Annotated in this window: 15 protein-coding genes; 10 read left to right on the forward strand and 5 right to left on the reverse strand. The window is 71.7% G+C overall.

The genetic code is table 11. The annotated features are described in order from the left end of the window. Window positions 1–20: 20 nt before the first annotated feature. The 4 genes from ACS5PV_RS02570 (at window position 21) to ACS5PV_RS02585 (ending at window position 4303) form a co-directional block, all read left to right on the forward strand. A complete protein-coding gene (locus ACS5PV_RS02570) occupies window positions 21–320 on the forward strand; it encodes a hypothetical protein (protein WP_455393799.1) in 300 nt (99 codons plus the stop codon). 26 nt (window positions 321–346) lie between these two features. Next, complete coding sequence (locus tag ACS5PV_RS02575) at window positions 347–2485, forward strand: peptidase domain-containing ABC transporter (protein ID WP_455393800.1); 2139 nt, start codon at window positions 347–349, stop codon at window positions 2483–2485. Then, window positions 2482–3933 carry an HlyD family type I secretion periplasmic adaptor subunit gene (locus ACS5PV_RS02580; protein WP_455393801.1) on the forward strand — a complete coding sequence of 484 codons (1452 nt, stop codon included), beginning with the start codon at window positions 2482–2484 and terminating at the stop codon, window positions 3931–3933. Before ACS5PV_RS02575 ends, ACS5PV_RS02580 begins: the two co-directional genes overlap by 4 nt. Window positions 3934–4090: 157 nt before the next feature. Then, a complete protein-coding gene (locus ACS5PV_RS02585) occupies window positions 4091–4303 on the forward strand; it encodes a DUF4287 domain-containing protein (protein ID WP_455393802.1) in 213 nt (70 codons plus the stop codon). Between the two features lie 195 nt (window positions 4304–4498). Here ACS5PV_RS02585 and ACS5PV_RS02590 read toward each other — a convergent pair whose 3' ends face one another. The 3 genes from ACS5PV_RS02590 to ACS5PV_RS02600 are packed head-to-tail and all read right to left on the reverse strand — an operon-like array spanning window position 4499 to window position 7542. After that, the gene (locus ACS5PV_RS02590; RefSeq protein WP_455393803.1) at window positions 4499–5965 is read right to left on the reverse strand and encodes an oligosaccharide flippase family protein; all 1467 of its coding nucleotides are present in this window, start codon (window positions 5963–5965) and stop codon (window positions 4499–4501) included. Between the two features lie 27 nt (window positions 5966–5992). After that, window positions 5993–6886, reverse strand: a complete 894-nt coding sequence (locus tag ACS5PV_RS02595; protein WP_455393804.1) for a glycosyltransferase family 2 protein — start codon at window positions 6884–6886, stop codon at window positions 5993–5995. 5 nt (window positions 6887–6891) lie between these two features. After that, a complete protein-coding gene (locus tag ACS5PV_RS02600) occupies window positions 6892–7542 on the reverse strand; it encodes a NeuD/PglB/VioB family sugar acetyltransferase (RefSeq protein ID WP_455393805.1) in 651 nt (216 codons plus the stop codon). A 316-nt stretch (window positions 7543–7858) separates the two neighbouring features. On the opposite strand from ACS5PV_RS02600, the gene ACS5PV_RS02605 reads away from it, so the two are divergent. After that, a complete protein-coding gene (locus ACS5PV_RS02605; protein WP_455393806.1) occupies window positions 7859–9118 on the forward strand; it encodes a glycosyltransferase family 4 protein in 1260 nt (419 codons plus the stop codon). Between the two features lie 142 nt (window positions 9119–9260). On the opposite strand, the gene ACS5PV_RS02610 is transcribed toward ACS5PV_RS02605, so the two are convergent. Beyond that, on the reverse strand, window positions 9261–9725 hold the full coding sequence (locus ACS5PV_RS02610; RefSeq protein WP_455393807.1) for a GtrA family protein: 465 nt from the start codon (window positions 9723–9725) through the stop codon (window positions 9261–9263). 109 nt (window positions 9726–9834) lie between these two features. Continuing rightward, a complete protein-coding gene (locus ACS5PV_RS02615; protein ID WP_455393808.1) occupies window positions 9835–10620 on the reverse strand; it encodes an SDR family NAD(P)-dependent oxidoreductase in 786 nt (261 codons plus the stop codon). 153 nt (window positions 10621–10773) lie between these two features. Between ACS5PV_RS02615 and carB the strand changes: the two genes are divergently transcribed. The 5 genes from carB to ACS5PV_RS02640 all read left to right on the forward strand — a co-directional run bounded on the left by carB (window position 10774) and on the right by ACS5PV_RS02640 (window position 16023). Then, entirely contained in the window at window positions 10774–14247 is a 3474-nt protein-coding gene (gene carB / locus ACS5PV_RS02620; RefSeq protein ID WP_455393809.1) for a carbamoyl-phosphate synthase large subunit, read from the forward strand. 124 nt (window positions 14248–14371) lie between these two features. Beyond that, window positions 14372–14848, forward strand: a complete 477-nt coding sequence (greA, locus tag ACS5PV_RS02625; RefSeq protein ID WP_455393810.1) for a transcription elongation factor GreA — start codon at window positions 14372–14374, stop codon at window positions 14846–14848. Between the two features lie 101 nt (window positions 14849–14949). Further along, complete coding sequence (locus ACS5PV_RS02630; RefSeq protein WP_455393811.1) at window positions 14950–15453, forward strand: hypothetical protein; 504 nt, start codon at window positions 14950–14952, stop codon at window positions 15451–15453. Between the two features lie 74 nt (window positions 15454–15527). Further along, window positions 15528–15641: a type II toxin-antitoxin system RelE family toxin gene (locus ACS5PV_RS02635; protein WP_455393812.1), complete on the forward strand. Its 114-nt coding sequence runs from the start codon at window positions 15528–15530 to the stop codon at window positions 15639–15641. 10 nt (window positions 15642–15651) lie between these two features. Next, entirely contained in the window at window positions 15652–16023 is a 372-nt protein-coding gene (locus tag ACS5PV_RS02640) for a helix-turn-helix domain-containing protein (protein ID WP_455393813.1), read from the forward strand. Window positions 16024–16028 lie beyond the last annotated feature (5 nt).

A 16028-nucleotide genomic window follows, 5' to 3' on the forward strand; every position in this document is an offset into this window, starting at 1 on the left:
TCATCATCGGAGAAAACCAGATGATCACCGAAACCTACACCGACGGCATCAGCGAGATCACCGTGACCGGCTCGATCGTCCGGGTCGACTTGATGAGCCTGTCGCCGTCCGAGCGCGACGCCAACGGCAACCCGGTGCCGATGCTGCGCCAGCGCCTGATCCTGCCCGCCGACGCCTTCGCCAACGCCGCCGACCTGATGCAGCAGGTCAAGAACAGCCTGATCGAATCCGGCGTCATCCAACCGGGCCAGCCCCCGCGGGAGGCCGTTCCCTTCGCCGGCGCCCGGCCGGGCCGCAACACCTCGCCGAATTTCTCCTGATCCTCAGACAACGCTCGGGCGCCGCCGTGGATACAGGACTGCACTGCCTCATCGCCGTCGCGCGCCACCACGGCGTCGACCTCGATTCTAATCGCCTCGCCCACGCCTACGCGGTGGGGGACGAGGCGGTCTCGACGCCGCGCCTGACCCGGATGGCGCGGGAGGTGGGCCTGCGGGCCGGCCGCACCCGCCTGTCCTTCGCAAGCCTCGCCGATCTCGGCGGCGCCTTCCCGGCGCTGGCGCATCTGCGAAACGGCAACTGGGTCGTCGTCACCGGCACCGACCGGAACGCCGAGACGCCGCGCCTGATCGTGTTCGACCCCAAGGCCGCCCGGCACGAGCCCTTCCTCCTCGACGAACCCGCCTTCTGCGCGGCCTGGGGCGGCGAGGTGCTGCTGGTGCGCGCCAAGGCCCGGCGGCGCACGTCCGACGGGCGCCGGCCGTTCGGGCTGTTGTGGTTCGTGCCCGAGATCCTGCGCCAGCGCCGGCTCTTCTCCGATGTGATCGTGGCGGCGCTGGCGCTCTACGCCGTCGGCCTCGCGGTGCCGCTGTTCTCGCAGCTCGTCATCGACCGGGTGCTGACCCACGAATCCTACGCCACCCTCACGGTGCTCGCCGGCGGCGTGGTGCTGGCGCTGGTCTTCGAGGCCTGCTTCACGTTCCTGCGCCGCTACCTCCTGCTCTACGCCTCGAACCGCATCGACATCCGCGTCGCGGTGCAGACCTTCGCCCATCTCCTTGGCCTGCCGCTCGCGCATTTCGAGCAGGTGCCGGCGGGCATCCTGGTCAAGCACATGCAGCAGGCCTCCCGGGTGCGGGAGTTCCTGACCGGGCGGCTCCTCACGACCGTGCTCGACGCCTGCTCGCTCCTGGTCTTCGTGCCGGTGCTGCTGCTCTACAGCCCGAAGCTGACCCTGGTGGTGCTGGTCTTCACCGGCCTCGTCGCGCTCACCATCCTGGGCTTGATCGGGCCGTTCCGGCGCCGGCTCCAGGCGCTCTACGACGCGGAAGGCGAGCGCCAGGCGCTGCTGGTCGAATCGGTCCAGGGCATGCGCACGATCAAGTCCCTGGCGATGGAGCCGCTCCAGGGCCGCCAGTGGGAGGATGCATCGGCGCAAGCGGTGCAGATGCGCTACGGCGTCGAGCGGATCTCGGCCATCGCCCAGGCCGCGACGGGGCTCCTCGAAAAGCTCACCTCGGTGGCGATCATCGGGCTCGGGGCGCTCGACGTGTTCGACCGCTCGATGACGGTCGGGTCGCTCGTCGCCTTCAACATGCTGGCCGGCCGCGTCTCGGGCCCGCTCGTGCAGATGCTCACCATGGCGCACGAGTACCAGGAGGTCGCGCTCTCGGTGCGGATGCTCGGCGAGGTGATGAACCGGGCGCCCGAAGCGGAAGGGCCGAGCCGCGGCCTGTGCCCGCCCCTGCGCGGCGAGATCACCTTCGAGGACGTGCGCTTCGCCTACGGGCCGGACCGCCCCCCCGCCCTCGATTCGGTGTCGTTCACGCTCGAGGCCGGCAGCATCGTGGGCGTGGTCGGGCGCAGCGGCTCGGGCAAGACCACCATCACCCGGCTGATCCAGCGCCTCTATCCCGTCCAGCAGGGGCTGGTGCGCCTCGACGGGCACGACATCCGCGAGATCGACCTCGCCCACCTGCGCCGCCAGGTCGGCGTGGTGCTCCAGGACAGCTTCCTGTTCCGCGGCACGGTGCGGGAGAACATCGCGGCGGCCAAGCCCTCGGCGAGCTTCGAGGAGATCGCCGAGGCCGCCCGCGCCGCCGGCGCCGACGAATTCATCGAGCGCCTGCCGCGGGGCTTCGAGACGATGCTGGAGGAGAACGCCCAGAACCTGTCCGGCGGCCAGCGCCAGCGGCTCGCCATCGCCCGGGCGCTGGTCACCGATCCGCGCCTGCTGATCCTCGACGAGGCGACGAGCGCGCTCGATCCCGACAGCGAGGCGATCATCCGGCGCAACCTGCGCCGGATCGCCCGGGGGCGCACGGTGCTGATCGTCTCGCATCGGCTGGCCACCCTGGTCGACGCCCACGCGATCCTGGTGATCGACGCCGGCCGCCTCGTCGCGACCGGGCGCCACGACCAGTTGCTCACCTCCTGCACGACCTACCGCCACCTGTGGAACCAGCAGACGAGGCAGGCCGCATGAGCGCCACCCAGCCTGACGATGCGGCCCGGCCGCCGCTCGCCGCCGTGCCGCCATCCGACCCCGCTCCCGCGAAGGCCCCGCCCCGCGGCGAGGTGGTGATCCTGCCAGCCCGGCGCCGGCCGGCCGTGGTGTCGGAGTTCCAGCCCGACGCGCTCGCGGTCGAGGAGCGGGCGCCGCCCCGGATCGCCCAGGCGACGCTCTACGCGGTCGCCGCCCTCCTCGCGACGGGCGTGGCCTGGTCGTGCCTGTCGGAGATCGACGAGATCGCCAGCACCCGGGGCCGGCTCGTCACCACGGTGCCGAACATCGTCGTCCAGCCGCTGGAGACCGCGGCGATCCGCGCGATCACCGTCACGGTCGGCCAGTCGGTCAAGGCCGGCGAGACCCTGGCGGTGCTCGATCCGACCTTCAGCGAGGCCGACGTGCAGCAGCTCACCGCCCGGCTCGCCGCGGCGGAGGCCCTGGTGCGGCGGCTCGAGGCCGAGGACGCGGACCGCGACGCCGCCTTCGACCTGAAGCGCCCTGAGCAGGCGCTGGAGGCCCGCCTCGCCCGGCAGCGCCGGGCGCTGCGCGACAGCCGCCTGCGCGGCCTCGACGAGGAGCTGGCCCGGGCCGAATCGAGCCTCGCCCGCAACCGCCGCGAGGAGACGGTGCTGCTCGCCCGCCTCGACGGCCTGCGGGAGATCGAGGGGATGCGCACGACGCTCCTGGAGCAGCAGATCGGCTCGAAGCTCAACCTGCTCCAGACCCGCGACGCCCGCCTCGACGTCGAGGCCTCGCTGGTGCGCACCCGCGGCGCGCAAACGGAGGCCCGCCACGACCTCGCCAAGGCGACGGCCCAGCGCCAGGCCTTCCTCGACGAGACTGGCCGCACCATCCTCGAAGCCCTGGCCGAGGCGCGCGAGAAGCGCACGGTCGCAGCCGAGGAGCTGCGCAAGGCGACCCTGCGGCGCGAGCTGGTGACGCTGACCGCACCGGCCGACGGCACGGTTCTCGACATCGCGCAGCGCGGCGCCGGCTCGGTGGCCAAGCAAGCCGAGGCGCTGTTCACCCTGGTCCCGGCGGGCAGCCCGCTGGAAGCCGAGGTGATGATCCACCCGCGCGACATCGGCCACGTCGCGGTGGGCCAGCCGGCCCGCATCAAGCTCGACGCCTTCCCGTTCCAGAAGCACGGCACGATCTCGGGCCACGTCCGCACGGTGAGCCGCGACGCCTTTCCGGCCGACGGCGAGGGCCGCGGCAATCCCGGGCCCGGCCAGCCGCCGGCCCTGTTCTACCGCGCCCGCCTCAGCCTCGACGACACGAGTCTGCGCGCCCTGCCGGCGGGCGCGGGCCTCATCCCCGGCATGGCGGTGCAGGGCGAGGTCCGGGTCGGCCAGAAGCGGGTGATCGCCTACTTCCTGTACCCGCTGATGCAGGTGGCGGATGAGGGGATCCGGGAGCCGTGAGGGTCGAGACCCGATCGGGGTGACCATGCCTGCGCCGGCATCCGCACCGGTTCGGGCATTGACGCGCGACCCGCCCGGCGTCGTAGAGTGCCCCCGCGATGCGCGTCGTCCTGTGACCTCGCGCAGTCGGGGCCTGTCGGCCGGAGCCCGCCTCTCGATGTCGTCCGAACCCGTCAAAGGGCCCGCTTCCTACTTCCCCTCCATCGAGAAGAAGTACGGCCGCCCGATCGGCGAGTGGCAGGACCTCGTGCGCAGCAGGCTGCCAGCCAAGCACATGGAACTGGTCGCGATGCTGAAGACCGACCATGGGATCGGTCACGGGCACGCCAACGCCATCGTGGCGCATGTTCTGGCGACGGAGAAGGGGTGATCGCGCGTTCGCGCAAACCTGCCCCGAGCGGCGCTCCGGCACGGACGCCTCTGCCCGAGGTCGAGCCGGACGACGTCGCTCTCTAGACAACAGCTTCCGCGTCCTGGATCCGGGCTGGCTGAAGCCGTGAGGAGGCCGAAAGGATCTCACCTGCGCGTGTGCAGGGCTTGTGGGAGGAGCAAACCCGCGCCCTTCTCAGCGCACGGGCCGCGTCCGCGCCCGCAGCATCACCACCGCCGACCGGATCGTCTCGCGCGCGTGCCCGGCGACCGGATGGTCGAGGAGCAGCATCGCGACGAGCCAGGCGCCCGCGCCGCCGAAGCCCGCGAGCACGCCCTGCGGGATGGTGAGCGCGAAGCCGCGGCCGGCGAGCGCGATGACGGCGAGCGGCGGCAGGGCTGTGGCGACCGTGACGAGGGCGCTGATCCGCAGCGCGCCGGCGAGATCCTTGAGGCCGAGCGGCACGCGGCGGCGGATAAAGTACAGGGCGATCCCGACCTGGAGCGGGACGGTGATGCATTGCGTCGCCGCCACCGCCAGCGGCCCGCCGGAGGCCGATGCGGCGATGATCGCGGCGCTCGGCGGCAGGCTGATCAGGCTCGTCGTCAGGGTATCGCGAAGCCCCCCGCTCGCCAGCAGCACCGGATAGGTCAGCATCGCCGGGAAGGTCATCATCGAGGCGAGCGATAGGACCTGGACGATCGGCACGCTGGCGAGCCATTGCGCGCCGAGCAGCACCAGCACCAACGGCTGGGCGATGAGCGCGAGCAGCAGCGCCACCGGCCAGAGCACCACCGTGATGTTGCCGATCGAGGCGAGATAGGTCGGCGCCAGGGCCCGGCCGTCGCGGCGGTCGGCGGCGAACATCGGCAGGATCACCGCGCCGAGGCTGCCGAGGATCATCTTGTCGGGAAGCTGGCTCACCACCTGCGCCCGGCCGTAGAGGCCGACGAGGTCGGGCCCGCCGACGCGGCCGAGAAGGAAGATCGGCAGGAGGTCGTAGGCGCGGTTCAGCAGCGTCGTCAGGCTGGAGACGCCGCCGATCGCGAGCGCCGTGCGCCAGCCGTGGAGGCAGGGCCGGTAGATCCCCGGCTCCGGCCGGCCGGCGAGGCTCGCGACCACGGTCGCCGCCGCGCTGGCGACGGTCGCCCAGGCAAAGCTCATCGCCCCGAAGCCGAGGAACGCGAGCACGACCAGCATCACGGCGTAGGTCAGGCAGGTGCCGACATTGACCCACATCAGGGCGGCGAACTGGAAGTCGCGGCGCATCAGGGCCATCAGCGGCCCGGAGAACGGTACCAGCAGGAAGGTGAGCGCCAGCACCCGCAGGTAGGATCGCAGCAGCGGCTGGCCGTAGATGTCGGCCCACAACCCGGCCGAGGCGAACAGCACGCCCGCGAAGACCAGCGACAGGGCGAGGAGCACCGTGAAGGCGGTGCGCGCGCTCTGCCGCGAGGTCGCCGGCTCGTGGATGATGTAGTTGGTGGTGCCGAAATCGCGCAGGCCGTCGATGAGCTGCACCAGCGCCACCCCGAGCATCGACAGGCCGACCTCCTCCGGTGTGAGCAGGCGCGAGACCAGGGCGGTCTGGCACAGGGTGATCGACAGGACGAGGTAGCGCTCGCCCGAGACGAGCAGGACGGCGCGCTTGACGAGGCTCATCAAGAAACCCTTGCGTTGGCGGGCGAATCAGGGCGAGCCGGCGAGCGCCCCGGGCGCCGGCCAGGGGCCGGCCCGCCAGGTGCGGGCGAGCACCGCGAGGTAGCGGGCCGGGTCGAGGCCCGGGATGCAGTCCCGCGCCAGCACCGCCCGCGCCTCGGCCGGGCGGCCGAGATCGGCGAGGCGTCGGGCATGGGCGAGGAGCAGCCGGTTGCGGCAGCGCCGGGCGGACGAAGCGAGTTCGGCCGGCACCGCGCCCTCGTCGAGGAGCGCCTTCAGGGTGGCGGCGAGGAGCGGGGACGCCGGCACGCGCCGCGACGGAGCGGCCGGCCCCAGTACCGCCGTCGGCCGGGCGACGTAGCGAAACGGTCCCTGGAGAGCGAGGCGGCCCCACAGGTCGAGCTCCGGCCCGCCGCCGCAGCGGGTCGGAAACAGCCCGGCATCGATCGCCGCCGCCCGCTCGATCAGGACGGCGCTCGCCCGCAACGGGGCGGCGCCGATCCGAAGCGCGAAGTCGAACGGGTCCGAAACCCGGCCCGAGGGCACGCTCATCGGCAGGAGCGGCCGGCCGCCCTGCCCCAGGACCGGATTGCCGAACACCGCGACGGCGTCGCCGAAGCGGGTCGCGGCGACGAGTTCGGCGAGGTGGTCCTCGCGCCAGGCATCGCCGGAATCGAGGAACGCCACCCACTCGGCCCGGGCAGCGGCGACGCCCCGGTTGCGCGCGGCGCAGCGGCCGGATTCACCCTCGCGCAGGGCCCGCACCCGCGGATCGGCGGCGAGGGACGCGACCGCGCCCGCCCCCTCCCCGACCGCCAGGACCTCGTAGTCGCCGAAGGTCTGGGCGCGGAGGGACGCGAGCGCCGGCCCGGCGGGGACGCCCGCGCGCAACGCGAGCACGACCGAGACGCGGGGAGCTCTCATCGCCGTCACGCCCCCGTCCGCAGGGTGCGGGCGGGATTGCCCACCACGGTGGCGCCCGGCGGCACGTCGCGCAACACCACGGCGCCGAGGCCGACCAGCGCCCGCTCGCCGACGGCGACGCGCTGGCGCACGGCGCTGCCGGCCCCGACGTAGCAGGACCGCCCGAGCCGCACGAAGCCGCTGACGAGGCAGCCCGGGGCGAGCACCGCCCCGTCCTCGATCACCGTGTCGTGCCCGACGATCGCGCCCGGCCCGACAGCGACATGGGCCCCGACCACGACGTTCCCGGCGAGGCTGGCGCCGGCATGGATGCAGGTGCCAGGACCGAGAACCGCCCGCGGCGAGACGAACGCCCCGGCATGGACCAGGGTGGCGAAGCGGTCCTGGTCGAGCCCGGTCCCGGCGACGATCGCCAGGCGCTCGCGGTGGCTGGCCTCGCTGCCGATGGCGTTGACGAAGCCCGCGCCTGGATCCCCGGCGAAACGCCGCGCCTCGGCGAGGCGCCCGAGAACCGGCAGCCCGGCGACGCGCGCGCCCTCCGGCCTGGCGTCGTCGAGGAAGCCCGCGACCCGCCAGGGACCGGCCCGGCTCTCGACGAGATCGAGAATGTCGAGGGCGTTGCCGCCGGTGCCGAGGATGATGAGAGGGCGCTGCATCGCTGTGCCGGGGCTCTAAGCCGGGTCGTTCCGCGGCTTCTCAGCAGGCTAGCCGGCCGGGTCCGCAGGGTAAGCGTCGCAATCGGCGGCGGCGGGATCCTCGAAAGGCGTAGACCGGCCCGCCCTTCTGGGCGGGGGTGCCGCCGATTTCCGCCGCTCCCGTGCGTGGATGCAGTCCCTAGGCTGCGCCTCAACGATCGCGCGGCGCGGGAACGCCGCTCCCGCGCGCGACGGTATCTCGGGAGCGTCGTCGCCCATGACATCAAGGACCATGACATCAAGGCCCAGGGCAACCGGCCCACAGAAACCCGGCTCGATGACCATCGCCTACCTGGTCAACACCGCCCCGGTGACGAGCTCCACCTTCATCCGGCGCGAGATGGCGGCGCTGGAGGCGCAGGGCGTGACGGTGCGGCGCTTCGCGCTGCGGCGCTGGCACCAGCCTCTCGTCGATCCCGACGACGTCGCCGATCAGGCACGCACCCACTACGTCCTCAGCGGCAACCTGCGCGGGCTGGCGCTCGCCGCCCTGCGCCAGGCGGTCACCGGCCCGGTCGCCTTCGCCCGGGGTGCCTGGCTCGCCGCGCGGCTTCGCCGCTCGGCCGGCGGGGCGGTGCGGCACGCGGCCTACTTCCTGGAGGCGGTGTACTTCCTGCGCGCCTTGCGCCGGGAGGGCATCGCCCACACCCACGTGCATTTCTCGTCGAACGCCGCCGCGGTGGCGCTGATCGCCCGCGCCATGGGCGGTCCGAGCTACAGCTTCACCGCCCACGGGCCCGACGAGTTCCTGACCGCCGCCGAAGACGGCCTGGCGCTGAAGCTCTCCGGCGCCACCTTCGCGGTGGCGATCTCGGATTTCTGCCGCGGGCAGCTCCTGCGCTTCGGCGGCGCGCAGTACCGCGACCGGATCGCGGTGGCGCGCTGCGGGCTCGACCTCAAGGACTTCGTGCCCTCGGAGCGCCCGGCGGGAGAGAGCCGGACGCTGGTCTGCGTCGGCCGGCTCTGCCCGCAGAAGGGGCAGGTCTACCTGCCCGCGGCCGTCGCGGCCCTGCGTGCGACCGAGGCGCCGTTCCGCCTGGTGCTGATCGGCGACGGCGAGAGCCGCCCGGCGGTCGAGGCCGAGATCGCCCGCCACGGCGTCGGAGACCTGATCGAGTTGCGCGGCTGGCAGGGCAGCGCCGAGGTGCGCGCGGCCATCGCCGAGTCCCGTGCCCTGGTGCTGCCGAGCTTCGCCGAGGGCCTGCCGATCGTGCTCCTCGAGGCGCTGGCCCTGGAGCGGCCGGTGGTGACGACCACGGTGGCGGGCATCCCGGAACTGGTCGACGAACGCTGCGGCCGCATCGTGCCTCCGGGCGACGCGGCGGCCCTGGTCGCCGCCCTGCGCGACATCCTGCGGGCCGACGACGCGACGCTTGTCGCGATGGGCCGGGTCGGCCGCGCCCGCGTCGCCCGCCACCACGACCTCGCGCGGCTGGCGACGACGCTCAGAGGGCTGTTCGCGGCGGCGATCGCCCGCGAGGGCGGGGCTGGGGTGCGGGTGGTGATGGGTCGGGAGGCGGCGGAGGTGGAGACGTGAGGGGATGAATGTCGAAGCGGCGTTGCTTCTCCCATCCGGCCCTTTCCCGGATCTCCTTCCGCTGACGCTGCAGTCGTCCGGGAAAGGGCAGAGGGGTACGAGGGGCTCCGATCCACGCATGCGCGGATCACAGGCCAACGCGTCACCGCACTCCCGGCACCTCGTCCGACAACACCGGCACCGGCCTGACCGCGAAGGTCCACACCCGGTGGCCGAGGAAGTTCCAGAACACCACCACCCCGGTCGCCAGCACCTGCGCGGCGAGGTAGGGCAGGCCCAACCCCCGGCTGAGCCCCGCCATGATGAGCCAGGTCAGCCCGAAACCGATCGCCGCCACGACCCCGAAGCGCCAGGTCGCCTCGGCATGGGGCCGCGCGCTGGCATAGGTCAGGCGGCGGTTGAGCCCGTAGGAGACCACGGCGCCGGCCAGATAGCCGGCGAGCGCGGCCCGCACCGGATCGGCGCGGCCGGTCTCGACCAGGGCGGCGAGCAGGGCGTAGTGCACGGCGAGCGCCGCGAGGCTCACCCCGACATACGACAGGAACTGCCGCGCCAGGGCCGCCAGCGCGGCGACGTTCCGGACATTCGCTCTCGTTTCGCTCGCCACGACGCCACTCGACCACGCAACGGATTCATCGGGGCGGCCGATGCCGCCCCGCCTCCACGTCTAGCGCCCGGCACTGAACCGAAGATGACCTGAATCCGGCGGTTTGCGTTCATCCTTGCAGGCGAGCCGCCACCTTCCGGCTGAGCCAGCGCGGCATCAGCCGGGCGCCGATCACCGCCGCCCGGTTCGCGGTCCCCGGGATCACGACCGCCCGCCCCGCGAGATGGCCGGCGACCGCCGCCTCGGCCACGGCCTCCGGCATCATCACGTTGCCGGTGAAGCGCTTGGTGCCCCCGACATCGGCCCGTGCCGAGAACTCCGTCGCGGTAGCGCCCGGGCAGACCGCCGTCACCACGACGCCGTGGGGCCGCGCCTCCTCGTAGAGGGCTTCCGACAGCGACAGCAGGTAGGCCTTGCTGGCGTAGTAGGCCGCCATGTTGGGCCCCGGCAGGTAGGCGACGACGGAGGCGACGTTGAGGATGCCGCCGGCGCGCCGCGCGATCAGGCCAGGCAGCACCAATCGGCTGAGGATCGTGGGCGCGGTGACGTTCACCGCCACCATCTCGGCCTGGTCCTTCGCCGGGAGTGCCGCGAAGCGGCCGCGCAGGCCGAAGCCGGCATTGTTGACGAGGGTATGGAGGGGGATACCCCTTGCCTCGACCGCCGCGAACAGTTCCTCGGCGGCACCCGCGGCCGAGAGATCGGCCGGCACCACGACGGTCCGAACGGGCAGTTCCGCCGCCAGCGCCTCCAGCCGCTCCGTCCGCCGCGCGCTCAGGACCAGCGGGCGCCCGCGCCGGGCAAAGGCCCGGGCGATCTCCACACCGATTCCGCTCGACGCGCCCGTGACCAGCGTCCAGCGCGCATCTCCCCTCGTGTCCACGTCCTCGGCCACGCCCTTCCCCTGATCTGCACGCCTATGCTAAGGGCGCCCAACGCAATCCCCGCCGCTCCCGACCGTTCCGCTCCCGCCTCGACAGCCCCGACCGGGCCGAGATGCCGGATCCGAGGAACGAGGCAGCGCGCCGCACGAGTCTGAAGCAGCCCGATGCCCAAGCGCACCGATCTCTCCTCCATCCTCATCATCGGCGCGGGTCCGATCGTCATCGGGCAGGCATGCGAGTTCGACTATTCCGGCACGCAGGCCTGCAAGGCCCTGCGCGAGGAAGGCTACCGGATCATCCTGGTCAACTCGAATCCGGCGACGATCATGACCGATCCGGATCTCGCCGACGCCACCTACGTCGAGCCGATCACCCCGGAGATCGTCGCCCGCATCATCGAGAAGGAGCGGCCCGACGCCCTCCTGCCGACCATGGGCGGCCAGACCGCGCTGAACTGCGCCCTCTCGCTCAAGAAGATGGGCGTGCTGGAGAAGTTCGGTGTGCAGATGATCGGCGCCACGGCGGAAGCGATCGACAAGGCGGAGGACCGCAGCCTCTTCCGCGACGCGATGACGAAGATCGGGCTCGAGACCCCGAAATCGGCGCTCGCCAACGCCTCGGCCGCCAAGAAGGCCGACCGGGAGAAGTACCTCGCCGAGGTCGCCCGCATCGAGACCGCCGAGAGCGATCCGGCGGCGAAGGCGAGCGCGCTCGCCGCCTTCGAGAAGAAGTGGGCGTCCGGAGAGAACGACCGGCGCAAGCGCTACGGCGAGCACGCGCTCGGCCAGGCGCTCGTCGCGCTCGCCGAGGTCGGCCTGCCGGCGATCATCCGGCCCTCGTTCACGATGGGCGGCACCGGCGGCGGCATCGCCTACAACCGCGAGGAATTCCTCGATATCGTCGAGCGCGGCATCGACGCCTCGCCGACCAACGAGGTCCTGATCGAGGAGTCCGTCCTCGGCTGGAAGGAGTACGAGATGGAGGTCGTCCGCGATCGCGCGGATAACTGCATCATCGTCTGCTCGATCGAGAACGTCGACCCGATGGGGGTGCATACCGGCGACTCGATCACCGTGGCGCCTGCGCTGACGCTGACCGACAAGGAATACCAGCGCATGCGCGACGCCTCGCTCGCGGTGCTGCGCGAGATCGGCGTCGAGACCGGCGGCTCGAACGTGCAGTTCGCCGTCGACCCGGCCACCGGCCGGATGATCGTGATCGAGATGAACCCGCGGGTGTCGCGCTCCTCGGCGCTGGCCTCGAAGGCGACCGGCTTCCCGATCGCCAAGGTCGCGGCGAAGCTCGCCGTCGGCTACACCCTCGACGAGATCGCCAACGACATCACCGGCGGGGCGACGCCGGCCTCGTTCGAGCCGACGATCGACTACGTCGTCACCAAGATCCCGCGCTTCGCCTTCGAGAAGTTCCCGGGCGCCGAGCCGACCCTGACCACCGCGATGAAGTCGGTCGGCGAGGCGATGGCGATCGGCCGGACCTTCGCCGAGTCGCTCCAGAAGGCCCTGCGCTCGCTGGAGACGGGGCTGACCGGCCTCGACGACATCGAGATCGAGGGCCTGGGGAAAGGCGACGACCGCAACGCCATCAAGGCGGCGATCGGCACGCCGACCCCGGATCGCCTGCTCAAGGTGGCGCAGGCCCTGCGCCTCGGCGTCAGCCACGAGGAGGTCCACGCCTCGTGCAAGATCGACCCGTGGTTCCTGGAGCAGCTGCAGGGCATCATCGACCTCGAGACCAAGGTGAAGCGCTTCGGCCTGCCGAAGACCGCCGGCGCCTTCCGCCAGCTCAAGGCGGCCGGTTTCTCGGACCAGCGCATCGCCGTGCTCGCCGGCATGGATGAGGGCGCCGTGCGCGCCGCCCGCCGGGCGCTGTCGGTGCGGCCGGTGTTCAAGCGGATCGACACCTGCGCGGCCGAGTTCAAGTCGCCGACCGCCTACATGTACTCGACCTACGTGGCGCCCTTCGCCGGGACCGTCGCCGACGAGGCCCAGCCGACGGACGCCAAGAAGGTCATCATCCTCGGCGGTGGCCCGAACCGGATCGGCCAGGGCATCGAGTTCGACTATTGCTGCTGCCACGCCTGCTTCGCGCTGACCGACGCGGGCTACGAGACCATCATGGTCAACTGCAACCCGGAGACGGTGTCGACCGACTACGACACCTCGGACCGGCTCTACTTCGAGCCGCTGACCGCCGAGGACGTGCTGGAGATCATCGAGACCGAGCGCCAGGCCGGCACGCTGCACGGCGTGATCGTGCAGTTCGGCGGCCAGACCCCGCTGAAGCTGGCGCGCGCGCTGGAGGAGGCCGGCGTGCCGATCCTCGGCACCTCGCCGGACGCGATCGACCTCGCCGAGGACCGGGACCGCTTCAAGCGCCTGCTCGACAAGCTGCACCTCAAGCAGCCGAAGAACGGCATCGCCTACTCGGTCGAGCAGAGCCGGCTGATCGCCGCCGATCTCGGCCTGCCCTTCGTGGTGCGCCCCTCCTACGTGCTCGGCGGGCGCGCGATGGCGATCATCCGCGACGAGACCCAGTTCGCCGACTACCTGCTCGACACCCTGCCGAGCCTGATCCCGTCGGACGTCAAGGCGCGCTACCCCAACGACAAGACCGGCCAGATCAACACGGTGCTGGGCAAGAACCCGCTCCTGTTCGACCGCTACCTGTCGGACGCGATCGAGGTCGACGTCGACGCGGTCTCGGACGGGAAGGACGTGTTCATCGCCGGCATCATGGAGCACATCGAGGAGGCGGGCATCCATTCGGGCGACTCCGCCTGCTCGCTGCCGCCGCGCTCGCTGTCGCCGGAGACCATCGCCGAATTGGAGCGCCAGACCCGCGGGCTGGCGCTGGCGCTGGAAGTCGGCGGCCTGATGAACGTGCAGTACGCGATCAAGGACGGCGACATCTACGTCCTGGAGGTGAACCCGCGCGCCTCGCGCACCGTGCCGTTCGTCGCCAAGGTGATCGGCGAGCCGATCGCCAAGATCGCCGCGCGCGTCATGGCCGGCGAGCCCCTCGCCTCCTTCGGCCTGAAACCCAAGACGCTGCCCCACATCGCCGTCAAGGAAGCGGTCTTCCCCTTCGCCCGCTTCCCCGGGGTCGACGTGCTGCTCGGGCCGGAGATGCGCTCGACCGGCGAGGTCATCGGCCTCGACCGCGGCTTCGGCGTCGCCTTCGCCAAGAGCCAGCTCGGCTCGGGCACGAAGGTGCCGAAGGCCGGCACGGTCTTCGTCTCGGTGCGCGATGACGACAAGGCGCGCATCCTGCCGGCGATGAAGCTGCTGTCCGATCTCGGCTTCACGGTGCTCGCCACCACCGGCACGCAGCGCTACCTCGTCGAGAACGGCGTCGCTTGCTCGCGCATCAACAAGGTGCTGGAGGGCCGGCCGCACGTGGTCGACGCGATCAAGAACGGCGAGATCCACCTGGTATTCAACACCACGGAGGGCGCCGGCGCGCTGTCCGACTCCCGGTCGCTGCGCCGGGCCGCCCTCTTGCATAAAGTGCCGTACTACACCACTCTCGCCGGAGCGATGGCGGCCGCAGAGGGGATCAAGGCCTATCTCGGGGGTGATCTCGAGGTGCGGGCCCTGCAGGAATATTTCGCGGCTTAAGTCGAAAGACTGCGGACGCGCCCTATCTCAGTTCCTCGCGCCCGCGCGAGACAATCGGAAACAGGCCCGGTCGGGAGGCGCACCCTCCCGCCGGGCCGATTATTTGTGACGCGAGACGACGACGATGGACAAGGTTCCGATCACGGTACGGGGATTCGCGGCTCTGGAGGCGGAGCTGAAGCGCCGCCAGCAGGAGGAGCGTCCGCGGATCATCCAGGCGATCGCGGAAGCCCGCGCGCTCGGCGACCTGTCGGAGAACGCCGAGTACCACGCCGCCAAGGAGGCTCAGTCGCACAACGAGGGCCGGGTGCTGGAGCTGGAGAGCCTGATCTCCCGCGCCGAGGTCATCGACGTGGCGAAGCTGTCCGGCTCGAAGGTCAAGTTCGGTGCCACCGTCAAGCTGATCGACGAGGATACCGAGGAGGAGAAGACCTACCAGATCGTCGGCGAGCCCGAGGCCGACGTCCATGCCGGCCGGGTCTCGATCACCTCGCCGATCGCGCGCGCGCTGATCGGCAAGGGCGTCGGCGACACCGTCGAGGTCGTCACCCCGGGCGGCGGCAAGTCCTACGAGATCACCGGCATCCAGTTCGGCGCGTAAGGCGCCAACGATCGGGCGATCGAAGCGTTGCCGGAGCGGCATCCCGGGGCTATCTCGGCTGTCACGAGGTGGCCCGACCGGGCGCCGTGGAGACGACGCCGATGCTGCGCTGGAGCCAGTCCCTGATCGCGGCCGCCCTGCTGGCGGCCGTGCTGCCCGCGAGCGCCCAGGACGCGACCCTGCCGCCGGGTACGCGCTTCTCCGCCATCCGGGTTGATGTCGGCCCCCTCCTCGCCCGCGGCCTCGGCCCCTACGCCGAGAACGTCCGGGGCGAGTTGCAGGCCGCACTCGCCAAGACCTTCGCCGACCGGGTCGGCGGCCCCGGCCCGACCCTCGTCGTCCGGGTCACCGGCGTGTCGTTCAACCCCTATGCCGGCAGCGAGACCCGCTTCGGCGGCGGCAACGCCACCAACAGCGACTATCTCGAGGGCGAGGCCCTGGTGGTCGACCGCGCCGGCGCCGTGCTGCTGCGCCACCCCCAGCTCTCGGCCACCAATGCCAGCGCCGGCGGCGCCTGGTACGACCCGGCCTCGGAGCAGAGGCGGGTGACGTACATCGCCGGGCATTACGCGGCGTGGCTCAAGCGGGGATTGGGGCTGGATTGAGGGCAGGGCTCAGCAGGCGTGATCCATGGATCGCGGCCGAGGAGGCCGACGCGCGATCGCGCGATGCTTGAGCAATGATCCGCCCTGGTGCGCGCCTGCGGGTGGGGGATTATCGGGTCGTGTTCACCGAGACGGATGACGCGATCCAGATCTACGCCATCGGCCACCGCCGCGACATCTACGAATGACGAAGGGCACATGATGACCGCGCAGATCATCACCACCCCGGCCGGCGAAGAACTGGTCATCCTCCCGCGCCGCGATTACGACGCGCTGCTCGCGCGCCTTGGTGACGAGGCGGCCGAGGACCGCGCCACTGCCCGCATCGTCGACGAGGCGACCGAGGAGGCCAGCGTGCCGCACTGGTTCGTCATGCTCTTGGCCGAACACGGCTCTCCGGTGACGGCGGCGCGCAAGCACCACGGCTGCACCCAGGCCGAGCTGGCGTCGGTGCTCGGGATCTCACAGGGTCACCTCTCCGACATCGAACGGGGCCGCCGCGCCCTGACGCAGGCGCAGGCGCATCAAGTCGCCAGCCACACTGGCATCCTCGCCGAGTGGCTGGCCTGACGTGT

Source organism: Methylobacterium sp. Gmos1, assembly GCF_053764715.1.